This is a genomic window from Deltaproteobacteria bacterium, assembly GCA_016210005.1.
Classification (GTDB): domain Bacteria; phylum Desulfobacterota; class Binatia; order HRBIN30; family JACQVA1; genus JACQVA1.
Genome location: JACQVA010000126.1, coordinates 1 through 18633 on the forward strand (window position 1 = coordinate 1; position 18633 = coordinate 18633).

The 18633-nt window shown below is 66.9% G+C and carries 13 protein-coding genes and 1 tRNA gene; 4 read left to right on the forward strand and 10 right to left on the reverse strand.

What is annotated here, in order from left to right:
* Positions 1–515: 515 nt before the first annotated feature.
* Both HY699_11785 and HY699_11790 read right to left on the reverse strand, forming a co-directional pair.
* The gene (locus HY699_11785; GenBank protein ID MBI4516482.1) at positions 516–1385 is read right to left on the reverse strand and encodes a TIGR03619 family F420-dependent LLM class oxidoreductase; all 870 of its coding nucleotides are present in this window, start codon (positions 1383–1385) and stop codon (positions 516–518) included.
* Between the two features lie 130 nt (positions 1386–1515).
* Positions 1516–2802, reverse strand: coding sequence for an alpha/beta hydrolase (locus tag HY699_11790; protein ID MBI4516483.1), 1287 nt, complete (start codon positions 2800–2802; stop codon positions 1516–1518).
* Between the two features lie 141 nt (positions 2803–2943).
* Here HY699_11790 and HY699_11795 point away from each other — a divergent pair, with 141 nt between their 5' ends.
* Positions 2944–4332 carry a beta-lactamase family protein gene (locus tag HY699_11795; protein MBI4516484.1) on the forward strand — a complete coding sequence of 463 codons (1389 nt, stop codon included), beginning with the start codon at positions 2944–2946 and terminating at the stop codon, positions 4330–4332.
* 262 nt (positions 4333–4594) lie between these two features.
* Here the strand turns inward: HY699_11795 and HY699_11800 are convergent.
* A tRNA-Thr gene (locus HY699_11800) sits at positions 4595–4667 on the reverse strand.
* A gap of 191 nt (positions 4668–4858) precedes the next feature.
* Between HY699_11800 and HY699_11805 the strand changes: the two genes are divergently transcribed.
* From HY699_11805 to HY699_11815, 3 genes are all read left to right on the forward strand, one after another.
* A complete protein-coding gene (locus tag HY699_11805) occupies positions 4859–7372 on the forward strand; it encodes a PAS domain S-box protein (GenBank protein ID MBI4516485.1) in 2514 nt (837 codons plus the stop codon).
* Between the two features lie 167 nt (positions 7373–7539).
* Positions 7540–7737 carry a hypothetical protein gene (locus HY699_11810; GenBank protein MBI4516486.1) on the forward strand — a complete coding sequence of 66 codons (198 nt, stop codon included), beginning with the start codon at positions 7540–7542 and terminating at the stop codon, positions 7735–7737.
* A 53-nt stretch (positions 7738–7790) separates the two neighbouring features.
* On the forward strand, positions 7791–8555 hold the full coding sequence (locus HY699_11815; protein MBI4516487.1) for an SDR family oxidoreductase: 765 nt from the start codon (positions 7791–7793) through the stop codon (positions 8553–8555).
* Positions 8556–8731: 176 nt separating this feature from the next.
* Here HY699_11815 and HY699_11820 read toward each other — a convergent pair whose 3' ends face one another.
* The 7 genes from HY699_11820 to rpiA all read right to left on the reverse strand — a co-directional run bounded on the left by HY699_11820 (position 8732) and on the right by rpiA (position 18350).
* On the reverse strand, positions 8732–9877 hold the full coding sequence (locus HY699_11820; GenBank protein ID MBI4516488.1) for a hypothetical protein: 1146 nt from the start codon (positions 9875–9877) through the stop codon (positions 8732–8734).
* Positions 9878–9884: 7 nt separating this feature from the next.
* The gene (locus HY699_11825) at positions 9885–10865 is read right to left on the reverse strand and encodes a hypothetical protein (protein ID MBI4516489.1); all 981 of its coding nucleotides are present in this window, start codon (positions 10863–10865) and stop codon (positions 9885–9887) included.
* Between the two features lie 389 nt (positions 10866–11254).
* A complete protein-coding gene (locus HY699_11830; GenBank protein ID MBI4516490.1) occupies positions 11255–12238 on the reverse strand; it encodes a Gfo/Idh/MocA family oxidoreductase in 984 nt (327 codons plus the stop codon).
* Positions 12239–12303: 65 nt separating this feature from the next.
* Positions 12304–15504 carry a VWA domain-containing protein gene (locus HY699_11835; protein ID MBI4516491.1) on the reverse strand — a complete coding sequence of 1067 codons (3201 nt, stop codon included), beginning with the start codon at positions 15502–15504 and terminating at the stop codon, positions 12304–12306.
* A gap of 82 nt (positions 15505–15586) precedes the next feature.
* Positions 15587–16513 carry a CbbQ/NirQ/NorQ/GpvN family protein gene (locus HY699_11840; GenBank protein ID MBI4516492.1) on the reverse strand — a complete coding sequence of 309 codons (927 nt, stop codon included), beginning with the start codon at positions 16511–16513 and terminating at the stop codon, positions 15587–15589.
* Positions 16461–17597: a pyridoxal-phosphate dependent enzyme gene (locus HY699_11845; GenBank protein MBI4516493.1), complete on the reverse strand. Its 1137-nt coding sequence runs from the start codon at positions 17595–17597 to the stop codon at positions 16461–16463. The genes HY699_11840 and HY699_11845 overlap by 53 nt, the downstream gene beginning before the upstream one ends.
* Before the next feature lie 60 nt (positions 17598–17657).
* Positions 17658–18350 (reverse strand): ribose-5-phosphate isomerase RpiA, encoded by a 693-nt coding sequence (rpiA, locus tag HY699_11850; GenBank protein ID MBI4516494.1) that lies wholly within the window; start codon positions 18348–18350, stop codon positions 17658–17660.
* Between the last annotated feature and the right edge of the window lie 283 nt (positions 18351–18633).

Genomic DNA, 18633 nt, shown 5'->3' on the forward strand with positions numbered 1-18633 from the left:
AATCACAACAAGTGCGCGCAGACTTACACGGCATCGACAACCCGTGTCAACAACAATCTCAGATATTTATCGAAATATGCGACAACCAACGCAGCCCCACACAGCAGCTGCGCCAGCATCGGCGGTATTCCGACACCGCACCCGCCCCGAGACCGTGCAGCCGGGGACAGGCTCAGAAGAGGAGCACCCCGCCAGCGGCGAGGACACCGGATCGAGCCTCTCACCTCAGCCCTTGGCCCGCGAGAGCTGCGGGGCGAGGGGGGACGGAGAGCCGTAAGCGGAAGGGGGGCGCTGGTCGATTGCGGATTGCGGAGTGAGGGTGTGAACGGCGGATTGCCGAATGCGCCAGGGTGCGCGGCGTGGGCCCTTCGGCGTCAAGCTCGGAACATCAGCGGGGGCTTCGGTGAGCGGGGGGCGGCGAGCTTCAGGTCAGAGGCAGGGTGAGGGGATGAGATACCTGAGGAAGTGAGCATACTGGTCACCAGGTTCGCGCGCGTAAGAACTTAAGTGGGCCCTCAGCGCATCTTGGCGATGATATCATCACCGAAACGCTCCAGGCCGCGCCGTTTTGAATCGAGCAGCGTCGGATCGTCGCCGTACAGCAGCCAGGGTACGGTCAGTAACGTGGTCACGCCCGCGTCTTGTAAGCGGCGGATGTCGTCAAGGGTGTTGGCATCGTGGCACGAAACACAAAAGTCGAACGGTGCATTGGCGCGGCCGTACTCGGCGCGGAGCGCGTTCAGGCGCTCGACCAGGGCGACGATCTCCGCCTGCGAATGCAGCACCGAAATGAAGCCGTCGCCTAAGCGCGCGGCACGCCGCAGGGCCGGGTTGGACTCGCCGCCGACCCAGATCGGCACCGGCCGGGTGGGCGCCGGGCTCATCAGCAGGCGCTCGAAGCTATAAAACTGCCCGTGATACTCGACCATGCCGCCGCGCCAGACCGTGCGCAGCACCACGATGGCCTCGTCGGCCCGCTGGCCGCGGGTACTGAAGTCGTGGCCGAGGACGTCGAACTCCTCGCGCATCCAGCCGATGCCGATGCCGAGAATGACGCGATTGTCGGACAGCACCGCGGCCGTGCTGACGGCCTTGGCCACGTGCAGCGGATGGCGCGCCGGCAACACGTAGACGTTGGTCAAGAAGGCCAGCCGCGTGGTCACCGCTGCCAGCGCGCCAATAGTGACCCAAACGTCGGGCCACGGTGCGGCTTGCTCCCAGAAGGGCTTGCCGGTGGCAACGTACGGATAGGCGGAGTTCATCGTCTCCGGAAAGAACACATGATCGGAAAGCGCGAGCGCGTCCCAACCGCATTGGTCGGCGGTGCGGGCGACGGCAAGAAACTGGGAGGGATCAGCAAAGGCCAGGGCTGCGGCGAATTTCATCGAATATCCTCGATCCTGCGGGCCCCAGGATGGCGTTGAATGAGCCGATGTCGCCGAACACCTGATCCCCTGACCCTGAGCCGAAAGCCGAAAGGCTGGGGAGCCAAAGGATAGGGCGACGAAGGCCGCTTCACGCCGTCGCCGCCAGCTGGCTGTTACTCGCCCGGCGCTGGTCTTGCGCCGACAAGTATTGGCTGTAGGTGTAAGCCAGAAAGCGCTCGACGCCGTGTACGACAAACGTCGTGCGCAGCGAGGGAAAGATCTCGAAGGCGTGCTGCGCGCCGGGAATCTCGGCGTAGATCACCGGTGCTTGCGAAGTCTGGCGTAGCAGCTCGCAGAAGTGCCGCGCTTCCTCGACCGGCACCAGCGTGTCGAGGTCGCCATGGATGACGAAGAACGGCGGCGCGCCGGGGTGCACCAGGCTCATCGGCGATGCCTTCTCGTAGGCTTCTGGGGCCTCGTGGCGCGCGGCTTTCATGACCTGGCGCTCGAGCAGGCGAGCGATCGCGTGGTGGCGCCAGAAGCCGCCGCGATCGGTGAAGTCGTAGACGCCATAGAACGGCACGCAGGCCTGGACGGCGGTGTCGACGGTCTCGAAGCCCGGCTGGTATTCGGGCTGGTTGCCGGTCAGCGCCACCAGCGCGCTCAAGTGGCCGCCGGCCGAGCCGCCGGTGACCACCAGGAAGTCCGGGTTCGCGCCGTATTCGCGCCCATGCTCGCGGATCCATTGGATTGCCAGTTTGAGATCGACCAGGTGATCGGGGAAGGTGGCGTGCGGGCTGAGCCGGTAGTTGACTGTCACACACACCCAGCCGCGCGCGGCCATGTGCAGCATCAGCGGGATCGCCTGCTCGTTCTTGCTGCCGATCACCCAGCCGCCGCCGTGGATTTGCAGCAGCGTCGGGCAGCTCGAGGGCTGCGAGCGATGGCGATAGATGTCGAGCTTGAGGTTGAGCCCGGCGACGCGCGCGAACTGGAGATCGCGCAGCCGTTCGACCTCCGGGTGGCGCATCGGAAACGGCAGCAGGATCTGTCTCCAATCCACCGTCGGCGCGAACTGCGCGCGCACCTCGGGCAGGATGCGCTCGCGATAGTCGGCGCCCAGGCCGGCGGCTAAGCCACGCTCCACCACCGCCTCGGCCTCGCCGGCGCGCCAGTAGCAGCGCCATAAGCCAACCCACGACACCAGCGCGATGAGTAGCCCGAGTTTGCCGGGCCAAGCCTGCAGCGCCCCCAGGCGGATGAACACCAGCGCGGCCAGCGCCTGCCAGGCAAGGTGATGCAGTGCCAGCTCGGTGGTCAGCCAGCCGGCGAAGAAACTCAGCGCCGCCAGCCGCGGCGGGGCAAACGCCGGCCGGTACGCATTGTAAGTAAGCGCAGCTCCGACGAGCGTTGCCAGAAGAAATATCCAAGCCATGCGACCACTCCTCCCGTGAAGCTCACTGCCGCGAAACCAGCTGAGCCAGCTTGCCATCTCCCGCCGCGAACGGAAAGAGCGGAAGCTACATGCGGCGCCGCGCGCGCTGTGCTATCTATACTCGGCCATCGGGAGGATGTCGTGCACTTGCCCTTCGTCACCGCCTGTCGCGTTCCCGCCGATCTGGAGTCGGTTACTGCGATCAATACCGAAGCGGAGGTTGCCCCGCGCGAGCTGGGGGCGAAAGCCTTGGACGTCGCGCGCGTGTGGCGCGCGGTCGAGCAGCTCTACCGCAGCGGCATACACCCGGCGATCCAGCTTTGCGTGCGCCGCCACGGCGAGGTGTTGATCGATCGCGCCATCGGACACGCCGCCGGCAACGGCCCCGACGACCCGCCCGAGGCCAAGAAGCTGCTGGCGACGCCGGCAACGCCGTTCAACGTGTTCTCGGCCTCGAAGGCGGTGACGGCGATGCTGATCCACTTGCTGGATCAGCGCCACTTGATTCACCTCGACGACCCGGTGTGCGAGTACATCCCTGAGTTCGGTTCGCACCATAAGCAATGGATTACCATCCGCCACCTGCTGACCCATCGCGCCGGCATTCCCAACGTCCCGCCGCAGGCCTTGGACCTCGATCATCTCGGCGATCGCGACACGGTCGTACGCATCATGTGCGAGGCCGAGCCGACCTCGCGCGCCGGCCGCCAACTCGCCTACCACGCCATCAGCGGCGGCTTCGTGCTCGGCGAAGTCGTGCACCGCGTCACCGGCAACGACATCAGGGCGCTGCTCGATCAGGAGATTCGCCGCCCACTGGGTTTTCGCTGGCTGAGTTACGGCGTGCCGCGCCGTGAGGCCAAGTCGGTGGCCTTGAACTACTTCACCGGCCTAGTGCCGGTGTGGCCGCTTTCGGCGGTGCTGCAGCGGGCCTTCGGCCTCGACTTCCCCGCGATAGCGGCGGTGGCTAATGATACACGGTTTCTCACCGGCATCATTCCCTCGGCCAATATCATCGCCACCGCCAACGAATTGAGCCGTTTCTACCAGCTGTTGCTCAACGGCGGCGAACTCGACGGCGTGCACATCTTCGAGCCCCGCACGGTGCGGCGTGCCACCTCGGAGCAATCGTATCTCGAGATGGACTTCACCCTCGGCTTCCCCTTCCGCTACGGCATGGGCTTCATGCTCGGCGCCAAGCTGTTCAGCTTGTACGGGCCGGATACCGAGCACGCTTATGGCCACCTCGGCTTCACCAACATCGTCGCGTGGGCGGACCCGGAGCGCCAGGTGGCCGCGGCACTAATGACCAGCGGCAAGCCGCTGGTGTATCCGGAGCTCTACTACGCCTGGGACATCATGCGGCAAGTCGGCCGCGCCTGCCCCAAGGTGGAGAATTCGTGGGTTCCCGGTTTCGTGCACTCGAGGGTAGCGCCGGCCCCGAGCCTAAAGCTACGGGCGCTGCCCGGCAACGATGGCGCGCGCCGCGCCAAGGTGCGCGTGCTGCGCGGCGGCCGCGCCCAAGCGTAGCCGGCGAAGCCCACACCGCCTCATTCCAGCGGCTGGCCTTGTTACGAGCGGCGGAAGCCGGGCGGGCCTTGCGGGGGCACGCCTTCGATGCGGCAGTCACTCTTGTCCGGCTGCAGCGGCCGGCGCTCTTCGGCTTCCGCCTTGGCGTTTTCTTTCAGATCCAGATTCTTGATGACGATGCGCAGATTGTGGGGCTTCGGCGTGCCCGCTGATTCCCGGGCACGGCCCCGGGGCGCGCTGGCTAAGTACTTGAAAAGAAGGAAGCTGGCGCGCGGATTCGAACCGCGGACCTGCTGATTACGAATCAGCTGCTCTACCGACTGAGCTACGCCAGCGTGAAGGAGTCGGCCGTCTCGGCTGCGTGTTGACGGCGGCCTTTCGGTTAGCCGATTTCGGCGCGGCTGTCCACCCCGCGCCGCTGCGGCACGCTGCGGCACGGAGTGTCGGAGATCTACGCACAGCGGATGCTGCGTCGCGATTTCTTCTTTACTCCGGCGCCGGGCACTGGCTATGGTGGCTAACCGCCATGGCCCGCCGCCGCAAAGACGAGCATGCTTTCGATGACAGCGAACGCCGCTTTCGTGCCCTCATCGAGCATAGCTCGGACGTGCTGCTGCTCATCGACGCGGGTGGCACCATCATTTACGCCGCCCCAGCGGTCACGCGGGCCTGGGGCTATACGCCCGGGGAACTGCTTGGCCGCAGCCTCTTGGAGCTGATCGATCTCAACGACCGCGACGAGGTCCAACGCCGCCTCACCCAGCTGATCGAGCATGCGGGCACCAGCCAGGTGGCGCAGTATCGCGTGCGGCACAAAGACAGCTCGTGGCGCTGGATGGAAGGGGTGGGCACCAACTTGCTCGCCGAGCCCAGCGTTAGCGCCGTCATCATCAATAGCCGCGACATCACCGAACGCAAACAGGCCGAAGCGGCGTTGCGGCAGAGCGAGCGCCGCTTTCGCGCGCTGATCGAGAACGCCTTGGACATAGTGGTGCTGGTGGGCGCCGACGGTACCATCCAATACGCCAGCCCGTCGGTCGAGGCGGGCATGGGCTTGAAGCCGGAGCAACTGGTCGGCCGGAGCCCCTTCGACTTCGTTCACCCGGATGATCTGGCGCGGGTGGCCGCGGAGTTCTCCCGCGCGGTCAGCAGCTCCGGCGCGAGCGCGCGCACCGAGGCCCGCTTTCGCCACCGCGACGGCTCCTGGCGCGCACTCGAGGGGGTCAGTCTCAACCTGCTCGACCAATTCGGGGTGGCCGGTGTGCTTGTCACCGTTCGTGATGTCACGGAGCGCCGGCGCGCCGACGAGGAAGGGGCGGCGCTGCTGCAGATCGCTCGCGACATCAGCGGCACGCTCGATCTCGAGCAAATCCTCGCGCGGGTTCACCGCCGCGCGGCCGCGCTCTTGCCGTGCGACATCGTCGCCACCTACGACTGGGATCCCTTACGCCAAACCGCGAAGCTGCTCGGAGAACACGGCCTCCCCGCTGCGCTGCTGCCGCTGGTGACAGCTCCGGAGATGCCGACCGATCCGGTAACCACGGACCTGCTCGGCCTCGGCCAGACCATCGTCGTTGACGACATTACGGCGCAGCGCTGGCTACCGCCGCAGTTGCTCTCGCTCTTCGGGGTGTCGGCGCTGGTCATGGTCCCTCTACTCATGCACCAGCGCCGACTCGGGGCGCTGGTGGCCGCCCGCGTGGCTCCGGACCGCGGTTTCGAGCCGCACGAGGTGCAGCTGCTCGAGAATATCGCGCAGCAAGTGGCGGTGGCCATCGAGACCACCGAGTTGTACCGCCACCAGCAGGACGAGGCCCGGCTGTTCGCGGCCTTGGCCCGAGTCGGCCAGGCGCTGATCGCCTCGCTCGCTACCCCGGTGCTGCTTGACCGTCTCTGCCAACTGACTGCGGAGGTGCTCGGCTGCGACAGCAGCCACACCTTGCTGTGGCGGCCCGAAGACAACGCCTACGTCCCGGTTTCGGGCTTCGGTTATAGTCCCGAGGAGTGGGAAGGCATCCGCGTGCTGCGGCTGTCGCGCACGCTGCTGGCGCGCGTGCTCGCGCGCCTAGAGGATGAAGAAGTCGTGCGTCTCGATCTCACCGCGCCGGCCACGCCGACCAACCCCGAGTTGGCGGCGCTGGCACAACAGTATCGCATCACCCAAGCACTAGCCGTGACGCTGCGGCGGGGAGGAGAAATAATCGGCCTGCAGATCGCGGTGCAGCGCGGGCCAAGACCGCAGTTCGCCGAACAGCAGGAGCGCCTCGCCCGTGGTGTCGCCCAGCTCGCCTCGATGGCCTTGGAAAACGCCCGCCTGGTTGAAGAGCTGGAACAGGCCAACCGCGTCAAGTCGGAATTCGTCGCCGCCATGTCGCACGAACTGCGCACTCCGCTCAACATCATCACCGGCTACATCGGGTTGTTGCGCGACCAGGCCTTCGGCGCGCTCAGCGGAGAGCAGCCCGCAATCTTGGCCAAGGTGGACCAGAGCGCGCAGGATCTGCTCGAACTGATCGCCACCACCCTCGACTTGAGCCGACTGCAAGCCGGGCGCATGGCCGTGGCAATCTGCCAGTGTGATCCGGTATCACTATTGGCAGAGTTGGAAGACGAAACCCACCACCTGCAGCAGAAACCCGGGCTGCAATTCGCCTGGCAGGTACCCGGGGGCTTGCCCCGACTGCAGACCGACCCGTTGAAACTGAAAGTGGTGCTGAAGAACCTCATCACCAACGCCGTCAAGTTCACCGACCGCGGCAGCATAACCGTGGCGGCGGCGACCGCTGATGGCGGAGTCGGGTTTTCGGTGACGGACACGGGCGTGGGAATGTCCGCGGAGGTGCTGCCGATCATCTTCGAGCCTTTCCGCCAGGCGCACGGCCCGCTCAGCCATGGCCGCGGCGGGGTCGGGCTGGGGCTACACATTGCCAGCCGACTGCTCGAGCTGTTGGGCGGCAGCATCACAGTCGAGAGCGAGGTCGGGCGCGGCTCGACCTTTCGGGTGTGGGTGCCGCGGCAGTGGCAGCGGCTGCCGCAGTGAGCCGGCGGCGGTGAGCATGGTCGCGCAGAGGCCGGCGATATGCTAGCGGGTTCATCGTGTCGGCAAGCTGCGAGCTCTGTGAGTGTGCCCGAATCACACGCTGGTACGCGGAGTACCGGCAGCCGTTTGCTTTTGTGATAATCGATTGCGACTCGTGTGACGTGCCCATGGCCGTGCTCGGCGAACATCGCCGCGAGCCTGCGGTCGCCGAGCGCGAGTTCATGCGGCGCGCCCTGGCTGCCGTTGCCGACAGCAAGTACCGCCGGGGCTGGTTCTTTAACGACCACATGCGCCAAATTCCGCAGCACTACCACCTGCACGCGCGGCCATATCCGGCATGGTGGCCGCGTCGCCGCGCCGGCTAGCGCAGCTCAGCCGCTTGCCCGAACCGGGGCCGCTGACCTATACCAGCGGCGGCATGCAGCTCGAGGGTCAAATCGCGCTTGTCAGCGGCGGCGGCAGCGGAATTGGGCGGGCCATCGCCCGGCGGTTGGCAGCTGACGGCGCCCGGGTGGCGGTGGCAGACATCAATCTTGGCGCGGCCGAGGACACCGCCACGCTCATCGGCGACGCCGGCCGTACGGCCTTGGCGGTACAGCTCGATGTGACGGATTTCGCTTCGGTGCAGCGAGGCGTCGCGCACGTTGCCGGTCACTGGGGCGGCAATGTCCAGATCTTGGTGAACAACGCGGGCTGGGATCGCTTCGAGTGGTTCACCGAGAACACGCCGGAGCTGTGGCAGAAGGTCATCGCCATCAATTTGTCCGGGCCGATTCACTGCAGCCGCGCCGTACTCGACGGCATGATCGCTGCGGGCCGCGGTAAGATCATCAGCATCGGCTCCGACGCAGGCCGCGTCGGTGGCAGCGGCGAAGCGGTCTACTCGGCGTGCAAGGGCGGCATCATCGCCTTCACCAAAGCGTTGGCGCGCGAGGTCGCCCGTCATCGCATCAACGTCAACGTGGTCTGCCCGGGCCCGAGCGATACGCCGCTGTTGCAGCAGATCACCAGCGTCCCGCTGGGCAAGAAGATCATCGAGGCGACGGTTCAAAGCACACCGTTTCGCCGCTTGGTGGCGCCCGCCGAAGTCGCGGCCGCCGTCGCGTTTTTTGCCTCGGCCGATGCCGAATTCATTACCGGTCAGGTTCTCAGCGTCAGCGGCGGCCTGACGATGGTGGGGTGAGTGCGGTTGGCGCACCGGCGCGCGTCCCGATGGCCGCGCCGGACCGAATCTCGCCCGCGGCCCAAGGTCGAAAGTTCAAAGTCCAAAGTGGCGGGCAGAAATCCTGGCGCGGCGCGACGACTTCCCGAGAGTAAAGGGCGACAGCTGCGGCGTCAGCAGACCGGCTACGGGGGGTCTCAGGGCAGGCGGATGATGTCCGGCCGGTCGCTGGTGCCCTGGAAATGAAGGTTGGCGGCGCTGCTGTGACTGCCGTGTAAGTCAAAGTAGGCGCCGAGCAGACCGTGTCCGCCGGTGCCGACGCCGTGCACGCGCGTCTGCCCGACCAGCGACCCGGCCACGCCGACGTGAAAGATCGAGCGCGTCGGCTGCGTGGTGTCGATACCGGAGAGCGGGAAGGAGGCGTAACACTGCACGCTGGTGCTGGCTGAAAGGCGTTGCTCGAACTCGTTGAAGACCAGGAACTGCGCCGTGATCGGCGTCAGGTTGCGATCCTGCATGACGAAGTCTTCGCTGCACGGTACCAGCGCGAGTGCGCCGAAGATCGGGTCGCCGGTCACTGGGCTGGTGGCGCCGTCGAAGTAATGGTTGACGATCAAGGTGTGCGGGCAAGCGTTGTACTCCTCGCCGATCACCAGGGTATTGTCCCCGTTGTTGGCGCCCACTACTGCTTGAATCCCGATGGCGTTGTGGCGGGTTACATCGAGGCAGTCGCGGCAGACCTCTTCGATGGTCGCACTTCCCACCAGCACGTTGCGGTCAGTTGGGCGGTATTGCTCGTCGACCGCGATACACTTGAGTTCACCAATGAAGGGATCATCGTTCACCGGTGGTATGCGGGTGCCGGCGTTGCTGGCGCCGTTTGTGCCACGACGCGAGGTGCCGTTGAGCGGGATACAACGCTCGCCTGGGGTTTGTGTCGGCGTGCAGAAAGCCGAAAGCCCCTCGGATGCCAGCCAAGTCAACGGCTGCCTGGGGGTCAAGCGAACGTTGAAATCGGTTTCGCGCCACTGCGGCAGGCAAATTCCCCCGGGGCACTGGGCGCCGGAGAAACACACTTGCCCGGTCGTCGAGCAGCGGCCGGTGGCGTTGACGTAGAAGCAGCGCGCGATCACCGACTCGCTCGAGGTGTTACTCAGCTGTACCAGCGTATCGACGCAGTTGTCGCCGGCGACCAAGATCACGGGATAAACGACAATCGCCGCCGCGCTGTCGGAGGTGACGTCAGCGGCTGCGATACGCGAGCCGAGGAACAGGGCGAGCATGATCACCGAGCCCGGATGCATACGGCCAGCGCTGGCACGCCCGCGTATCTTGCTTGTCATCGCGCTATCACCGCCGCGGCAGGCTGCGCAGCACCCCGGTGACGCCGACGCAGGTCGGTGTCGGCGTCGGCTCCTGGTTGAAGTCCCCGTTCTGGCCGTTGGCTTCGGTGCTCGTCACCTCCAAGTTCGGCGAAACGGTGAAGCCCGTGGCCGCGGCGCCATAGCTGGTAGCTGTTCCCTGCCCGGCCACGAACACAATCATCTGACACGAGGCGGGATTGGAGCAGTTGCCTTGCAGGAGAAAACCGTCGGCCGTGGTTTGCGGGTTGGTCACCGACGCCCCGACGCTGCCGACCTGCGAGCCCTGGGTGTCATCGAGCGTCACAGTCTGATTGTCTACCTCGCCGGCGTCCACGTCCGAGACGTTCGTCGAACCGCTCGGGAGCGGGAAGACCATTGTCGCACCGCTGACCGTGCAACCACCGGGGCTGCGTGACACCGATGCCAGATCCATCGCCGCCGGCACGCCGCCGCTGGCGACAGTTACATTCGCCAAGGGTTCTTGGGTCTCGCCGCCGCCGAGCGGCAACGCCGGGTCGGCGCTGACCTTGCGCAGTCCTCCCGGCAGCGTCAGAACGCCCTTGCCGCCGGCCGCGTTAGGGTCGAAGTTGGTTGCACACGACACCGTGTTGTCGCTGAAGCCGCTCAAGACGGCCGTCCGCATCCGGCCGGGGAGCAACGAGCCCTGGCCTGCCGACACCGCCGTCAGCACCGTGCCCGGAGCCCCGGGCGTCTCGGTGCAAGTGTTGGCGTTGCCGCCGGTCAGCGCCACGCTGGTGACCTGGGTGCCGATGCTGCCGGAACCGGTCTTGATGATCATGTACACGTGATTGTCTTGCGAGGCACACAGCTCGACTGTCAGCGCCCAACTCCCGCCGGCCGCCGCCACCAGCGCCGCTGCCACCAGCGCAAGGCACAAGCCGCCGAGCCCGGCAGCACGGCCCTCGGCGCGTCGTTCCAACTTCAGTCGCTTGCACCAATTCTGCATGGCTGCCCCGTTTCGCGTCGCAGCGAGGTACGGCACCGCGCAACCGCATTCCGATGTTCTGGCTACTACTCCCGTGCGGCGCTCGCGTCAATCGGAAAAGTCGAGTCGCGTACCCAGGGTGTGCGACAAATCTGTGGGTAACGTGCAGCCGACCGGGCAAATCCTCACCAGTCTGACAGTACTGTGTACTGTCAGGCCGAGGCCCATGGCCGAAAGGGACGCAATTTGTCATTCCCGCGAAAGCGGGAATCCACGGCACCGGCTCGCTACGACCCGCCAAACGCCAAACTGGATTCCCGCTTTCGCGGGAATGACGGCCATAACACCGAACAGGATCAGGGTCGGCACCACGTTACCCACAAATTTGTCGCGCACCCGCCGTAATCGTATCAGCCGGCCAGGTTTTCAACTGCCACTGCTTGGCCGGCCTGGCTGGCGTGGTAGCAGGCCTCGGCAATGGCGACCGCGCGCAAGCCCTCTGCCAGCGGGATCGGTAGCGGGCGCGCCTGGCGCAAGACGGCGGCAAAGTCGCGTACCACTTCACACACGGTCATGGCAGTCGGTCCCACCGGTAGTGGAGTCACACTCGTGCCCTCGATGCGATACGCCAGGCGCAAGACGTGATCGCCGATCAGCTGCCCGCGTTCGCCGCTCACCTCGATCCCGCCCGAACGGCTGTTGGTGGCGCGTGAGCCGACGACCGAGGCCAGCACGCTACCGCCGCGCATGCGAATGGCCGCGGCAAAGTTATCTTCGGTTCGCCGCGTCACCACCGCGCTCATCTCGCAGCTGACCCGTTCGGCCTCTAAGCCGGTGAGCACCCGCAGCAAGTCGAACATATGCACCCCGGTGTGCAGCACCATGCCGCCGCCCGAGGTCGCGGGCTGGTCGAGCCAATCCAGCGGCGAGGGCTCGAAGCGCTGACTCAGGCGCACGGAGTGGATCGCGCCCACCGCGGGCAGCGCCGTGCGGATGGCGTTGACCACGGCGTTGTAACGCAGCGTCTGCGCCACCATGATCGGCACGCCGGTGCCGCGCGCGAGGGCGAGCAACTCGCGCCCCACGCCAAGATTGATCGCTGCCGGCTTCTCCAGCAGCAGCGGCCGGTTGGCGGCGGCCGCCGCCGCCACGATGTCGCGGTGCAATGCCGGCGGGACCGCGGCAATCACCGCCTCGACGTCTGGCGCGGCAATCAACTCGCGGTAGTCGCTGTAAGCGCGGCAACCGAACTCGGCCGCCAGCGCCCGCGCTTTGGCCAGATCGCGCCGGGCGAGCGCGGCCAACTGCACCTCCGGCAGGTCATCCCGGATGTGCCGGGCGTAACGCTGGCCATGCTTGCCTACGCCGATGAGCCCAACCCGCAGTGGAGTCATACAGTCAGAATGTGCCTTGTGCGGGGGGGCAATGGCAAGATCGCAAGCAACCGCGGCGGCGGCCGTTACCACTCGGCGCGAACGATGCGCTGGTAGATCTTGGGCAACTCCTTCGGCAGCGTGGCGATGTCCTCGATCACCAAGTAGCGCGATTGGTCGCACATCTGGCGCAGGTAATCGTGCCCGGCGCGGTCCACGGTGATGCAGAAGGGCGTGATACCGGCGCTCTCGGTCTCGCGCAAGGCCACGGTGGTGTCGCGAATACCGTAGACGTTGCTGCGCCGATCCTGGCCGTAATCGAAATCTTGCGGGAAGCCGTCGCTCAGCAAGATGAGGTGCTTGGAGCGGGAGTGGACGGCCTGCATCTTTTCGACGGCGTGGCGCAGCGCGGTGCCCATGCGGGTGCTGCGCTTGGGCTCGATGGCGCCGATGCGGCCCTTGACCGCCGGGCTGAGGGATTCGGTGAACGACTTCACCAGATAGAATTCGACGTTGTTGCGGCCCTGGCCGGAGAAGCCGTAGATGGCGTAAGCGTCGCCGATCTCCTCCAGCGCTTCGGCCATGATGACCAGCGCCTCTTTGGTGACGTCGATGATCCGGCGTCCGGCCCGCGCCGGACGCGGGCGGGCGGCGGCTTGCCAGCCGTCGCTGTCCGCCGGCTGCCCGGGCGCCGGTTGCTCGAGCGGCTCGTCGGTCGAGGCGCTCATGTCGAGCAGAAACAGCGTCGCCACGTCGCGCTCCTCGCGCTTGCGCGCGACGTACAACTTGCTCGATGGCGAGCGGCGCGCCTTGGCTTCGACGCGGGCATTGACGGCGGCGTTGAGGTCGAAATCCTCGCCATCCTCCAGCCCGCGCACGACCCGGTACATCTCCGGGCGGATGCGCTGAAATTGCTGGCGGATGCCGGGGATCATGCTGGCGTACTGGCTCAAAGCGCCGTTGAAGAACTCGCCGCCGTCGCCGTTGAGGCTGATTTCGCGCAACTGGCACCAGCGCGGGCGGTAGTCGCCGATGTGGTAGTCCCACTCGTCGTAAAGGAACGCCGGCCCGGCGGCGGTCTTCTCCAGCCATTTCTTGGCACTGCCCTTGCCACGCTCGGGATCACCCAGTAGCCGGCGCAGCGCTTCGAGTTGCTCGGCGGGCACCTTGCCCATGAGATCGGTGATGTACAACCCGATCCCGTCCGTGTCCTCGCCCTCGCCCGGCTTGATTTGAAGCTTCACTCCTTGTTCCAGCAGTTGGCGCAGCTGCTCGAGTGACATCGGCTGGCCGGTACCGCCCAAGTCGTCGGGCGAGTTATCCAGCTGAAAGGGCTCGTGCTCGGGCAGCTCGCCGCTCGGTTCGGGCGTGCCGATGGCGGCGGTGCGCTGGACTTCGGCACCCGGAGGCAGCTCCGAGTCGTCGTCGTAGTAGGGATCGAGGATGGTAGCGCCCGAAAACTTATCGAGGATGAGGCCGCCGAACTCGAACTGCTCCGCTTCGTTACGCCGGCGGGGCGCGTTGGGATCGAGCAACTGGGCCGTGAGGGTTTCGGCCACGCGCAGCGCGTCGCCACCGCTGGCCCCGGCCGCGCCCAACGGGGCCAGGCACGGGAGGATGATCGGGGCCGTGCTTTCGAGCCACGCCGGCACTGCCTCGATGCCGCCGCCGCTGAGCGCCAGTGCGAGCACGCCGTCGAGCACGGCCCCAGCGTCGGCCGGCGGCGCCGGCTCCCGGCTCCAGCGTTCGAGCAGGCGGTCGCCGGCCCAGCGGAACTCCGGCGCCAGCCCCGGGTACTCGGCGACTAGACGGCGGGCGATGCGATAACCTTCGGTGAGCAGAAACAACTCTTCGAGCAGCTGCGGCCGGTCCTCCTGCCGCAAGTAGGCGACCAACGCCTCTGACGGATTGGCGCCCGCCAACACCGGCGCGAAGTCATAGGTCCCGAACTCGCGCCGCCCCGCCAGCCACGCTGCCAGCACGCGGAAGAGCCGAGCGTTTTCCTCGTGCGTCGGCAAGCGGTCGATGCGCAGCGGCAGAGCCACCTCGTTCTCAGCGGGGAACTCTTCGAGCGGCAAGCGCAGGGAGAAGGCGTCGATGCTGTGGATGCTGGCCGAAGTGCCGCTGAGCATCTGGATCAGCTTTCGAAGCACCCCCTGTACCTCCTCCAGTGCCACACCGGTCGAGCCGGCGCGCAGGATGTTCAGGCTAGTGCGCGATTCGAGGGCGAAGTAAGCCAAGCCGACGTCAGGGCTGTCGCGCGCCAGCTCGAGGCCGCGCTTGACCCACTCAGCCACGGCGGTGGCGGGACTCTCCTCGTAGGCCTTGGGCAGGCTGCGCAACACGGCCGGCACCGCTCGCGGAAAATCCTCCGCGACCCGCTGCGCCAGCAGCAACGCCGCCGCTCGCTGGACCGCCGGCACATCCAGCACCACGGCGCCGAGCACCGGGATCAGCTCTTCGATCGAACCGGACAGCGCCCGCCCGGCGCGCTGCAACACCGCCAGCAGTTGGCTGCGGGGCGCGGCCGGAACGCGCCGCAACGCCCGCGCTGTGTCGCGGTAGAAGGTCACCGCCGCTTTGGGGGCATCGGCCGCCAGACTCAAGGCGCAGCGCAGCCAGGCCGAGCGGTCGGCGTCGGACCAGCGCTGCACGCCCGCCGGCAGTGCCGCGAAGAACTCCGCTTCCTTCGTCACCCGGCGCACGGCGGCGCCCAGGCCGGCCCACAGGGAATACTGCTCCGGGCTCAGCACCGCCAGCGCCTGCGGTGCACCGCCGAGATAGGCTTGCGCTAGAAACTCGCCGTGCCAGCCGTGCTGCGTGTGCAGCCGGGTGGCCACCGTGGCCCAGGCCTGCAAGCGCTCGAACGCAACCACTGACAGCAGCGGGGCGGTGGTCTCACAGAAGATTGCCGCCAACTTGCGCGAGGTGGCAGCCAGTGTGGCGGCGAGCGCGGCCCAGCGCTCGAGCCCGGCCAGCCCGAGCGTGCGCGCGGTGGTGATCTTGATGTCGAAGTAGGCGATCGCGCCCTCGCGGACTACCGGTTCCTGCGTCGCCAGTCGCTCCCCGATGACCACCCAGCGCGTAAAGTCGCGGCCGAAGGCGCGGTAGGCTTCGGCCGCGTGGCAATAGAAGCGCTGCGCCAGCAGCGCCGATTCCCGCGCCAGCCGGTCGCCGATGGCGAGTATCTCCTCGTGCGCCGGCGCCCCGAGCGCCAAGCCGCGCTGGCGCGCGCTCTTGCCGGCGGGGCTGCTGAGTAGGTGAGTTTCGTACCAGAGTTGGCGCATGCACGTGTCGCCGTGACTGCCAGCGCGTCAGTCGCGCGCCGGCGAAGTGCTGAGCGGCGCGCTTACGAACCGGCGAGCGGGCTCACGGAAAGATCGCCGCCGCCAGCTCCTCAATTGCGCGCTGGCTCTCGTGATCGTCGGTGAGCGACTTGCTCACCGCCACACCGCAGGCGCGCCGGGGCGGGACGCCCTGGCCGATCAACTGCGCGGCGTATATCAGCAGGCGCGTGCTCACCCCTTCTTCGAGGCCGCTGGCTTTGAGGTGGCGCACTTTCTCGCCCAATTTCGCCAACTCCATCGCCTGCTCGATTGCCAACCCGCTCTCGTGCGCGATCACCTGCGCCTCCTTGTCGCGCGGGGGATAGTCGAAGTCGATGGTGACGAAGCGCTGGCGGGTGGAGTGCTTGAGGTCCTTGAGTACGCTTTGGTAGCCGGGGTTATAAGATATCACAAGCAGGAAGTCAGGGTGGGCTTCGAGGATCTCTCCCTTCTTGTCGATCGGCAGGATGCGGCGATGATCGGTGAGCGGATGGATGAGAACGATGGTGTCCTTGCGCGCCTCGACGATTTCATCGAGGTAGCAGATCGCCCCCGCCTTGACCGCCTGGGTGAGCGGCCCGTCGATCCACACCGTCTCGTCGCCCTTGATGAGGTAGCGGCCGACCAGATCGCTGCCGGTGAGATCCTCGTGGCAAGCCACGGTGATCAGGCTCGGCGCCTCTTCGGCATTGCCGTTGGCAGCGGCGCCGCGCAGCACGTGGGCCATGTGCTCGATGAAGCGTGTCTTGCCGCAGCCGGTCGGTCCCTTGAGCAACACCGGCAGGCGGCACTCATAGGCGGCGGAGAAGATGGCGACCTCGTCGCCGATGGGCAGGTAGTAGGGCTGGTCACTCACGCGGGAGAACTCCACTCGGTCAAGCTGACCGGATTGTAGGGACGGGATGCAGCTAAAGCAATTACGGGCTGCGCCGGGCAGCGGCTTGGTTGCCGGGGCGCACTGGGGCGGCATCGTCGCTGAAGAATTGGTGAAAAGCCGGCGGCAGCTCGTGGAAATCCGGTAGCCGCTCCAACTGTGCCCCGGGATCGACCGAACTGTAGGTGTTCCAGAACAGCAAGGTTCGGCCGCGGTACGCGGGCGCCCGCGCCAGGTGCAGCAGCGCAGCGGCGCACTTGGCGGTGTAGGTGGTCTCCAGCTGCAAACCTTCAATATCGGCCGCTAACCGCTGTGCCGCTTCAGCTTCGGCGGACGGCGCGCCGTAGCCCGCCCCGCAGAACTCGGTCACTATCGTTAGGTCGGACGCACTGACGGTGACATCGGGGATCTCCGGTGCCAGCCGCCGCAACCGCCGCTGCGACGCCCGCGCCAGACGTGCCAGTCGTCGGGCCGAGGGCGGCAGGATGTCGGTCACCAGCACGCCGACCACCCGGCTGCGCAGGCCCGCCAGCTTCAGTCCCAGCATCAATCCGGCCGCCGTGCCACCGCTGCCGAGAGGAACGAAGATGGCGTCGGGCTCGGGCACTTCGGCGCGCTCGACTTGCTCGGCCAGCTCCAGTGCGGCGTTGACGTAGCCGATGGTACCGAGCGCCGAAGTGCCGCCGGTAGGAATGACCTCAGGGCGGTCGCCGTTGAGCCACCCGCGCGCATAGAGACGTGCGGCGCTGGCAGCAACACCAGCCACGGTGGGGGCGTAGTGGAGTTCGGCCCCGTATGCGTAATCGAGCAGCAGGCAGCGGCGCACGTGCGCGGTAACGGGCTGGCGCAGCAAGACCAGGATCGTGCGCAGCCCGGCCACGCGCGCGCCAATGGCGGTGGCGAGCCCATGGTGCGTGCCGATCCCGCCGAACGTCATCACCGAGCGCCGGCCGCGCTGCCGGGCTGCGCCCAGCAGCAGCTCGAGCTTGCGCGGCTTGTTGCCGCCGTACAGCACGCCGCTCTGATCGTCGCGCTTGATCCACAGCCGTTCGATGCCCTGCGCCCGCCCGAGCCGCTCCAGCTGCTGCACCGGCGTCGGTAGTGCGGTCAGCGCCACGCGCGGCAAGCGGCCGGCGAGTTGCGGGAAACGGCGTTCGAGCGCCAGTTCGGTCACGGCCATGGGCGGGCTGTTTCGTTGGGTGGTCGGGCAGCGGGTTGCGGGTGCCAGCTAGAAGACAACTCACGCCCGCCGCAGCTCTTGCACCGCCCCGGCATCGCCGACCAGCACCCGATCGGCAATGCCCAGAAACAGTCCGGTGCCAATCACCCCGGGGATCGCGGTGACCGCCGCTTCGAGGGCCGCGGGCGCGTCGAGCGGCGCGATGCGGCAATCGAGGATGTTGTTGCCGCCGTCGCTGACGAAAGCGCTGCCGGCCTGTAAGCGCAACTCCGGCCGGCAGCCCAGCTCCACCAGACGCCGCTTGCAGAACGCCAGCGCGAACGTGATCACCTCGACCGGCAGCACGCCCCGGCTACCGAGCACGGGCACCAACTTCTCGCGGCCGACCAGGATGATCTCGGTGCGCGAGGCGGCCGCGACGATCTTTTCGCGCACCAGCGCCCCGCCGTAGCCTTTGATGAGATTCAACTGCGGATCGACCTCGTCGGCCCCGTCAACCGTCACGTCGATAGCTTCGGTGTCCTCCAGCCCGATCAGTGGAATGCCCAGCTGGCGCGCCGCGGTGGCGGTGGCCTCCGAGGTCGAGATGCCCTGCACCCGCAGCCCCTCTCGCACCCGTGCGCCGAGCGCGTGCACGAACGCCAGCGCCGCGCGCCCGGTGCCGAGACCGACGATCGCCTGATCCGCAACAAAGTCGAGCGCCCTCTGGGCGATCGCGGCCAAGGCCGCGTCTGCTGCTGCACGGTTCTCCATCGAGTGGTTACCTCACTTCGCCCGTGACGGACGCTAACGGTCCTCGCGGGTGTTCTTGATGCCAGCCCATCTCGTGTCGCTCCTGACCTCGGCTAGCACGCGGCGGGCGCACAGCTCAAGCGTTGGCTCACGGCGGTACGGCAATGGGTGTGCGACAAATCTGTGGGTAACGTGCAGCCGACCGGGCAAATCCTCACCAGTCTGACAGTACTGTGTACTGTCAGGCCGAGGCCCATGGCCGAAAGGGACGCAATTTGTCATTCCCGCGAAAGCGGGAATCCAC

Coding starts and splice junctions, on each gene's coding strand:
- HY699_11805 (MBI4516485.1), top strand. CDS start 4,859: ATGGCCCGCCGCCGCAAAGACGAGCATGCTTTCGATGACAGCGAACGC.
- HY699_11830 (MBI4516490.1), bottom strand. CDS start 12,238: ATGACTCCACTGCGGGTTGGGCTCATCGGCGTAGGCAAGCATGGCCAG.
- HY699_11845 (MBI4516493.1), bottom strand. CDS start 17,597: ATGGCCGTGACCGAACTGGCGCTCGAACGCCGTTTCCCGCAACTCGCC.
- rpiA (MBI4516494.1), bottom strand. CDS start 18,350: ATGGAGAACCGTGCAGCAGCAGACGCGGCCTTGGCCGCGATCGCCCAG.
- HY699_11820 (MBI4516488.1), bottom strand. CDS start 9,877: ATGACAAGCAAGATACGCGGGCGTGCCAGCGCTGGCCGTATGCATCCG.
- HY699_11840 (MBI4516492.1), bottom strand. CDS start 16,513: ATGCCGCCCCAGTGCGCCCCGGCAACCAAGCCGCTGCCCGGCGCAGCC.
- HY699_11815 (MBI4516487.1), top strand. CDS start 7,791: ATGCAGCTCGAGGGTCAAATCGCGCTTGTCAGCGGCGGCGGCAGCGGA.
- HY699_11785 (MBI4516482.1), bottom strand. CDS start 1,385: ATGAAATTCGCCGCAGCCCTGGCCTTTGCTGATCCCTCCCAGTTTCTT.
- HY699_11825 (MBI4516489.1), bottom strand. CDS start 10,865: ATGCAGAATTGGTGCAAGCGACTGAAGTTGGAACGACGCGCCGAGGGC.
- HY699_11790 (MBI4516483.1), bottom strand. CDS start 2,802: ATGGCTTGGATATTTCTTCTGGCAACGCTCGTCGGAGCTGCGCTTACT.
- HY699_11835 (MBI4516491.1), bottom strand. CDS start 15,504: ATGCGCCAACTCTGGTACGAAACTCACCTACTCAGCAGCCCCGCCGGC.
- HY699_11810 (MBI4516486.1), top strand. CDS start 7,540: ATGGCCGTGCTCGGCGAACATCGCCGCGAGCCTGCGGTCGCCGAGCGC.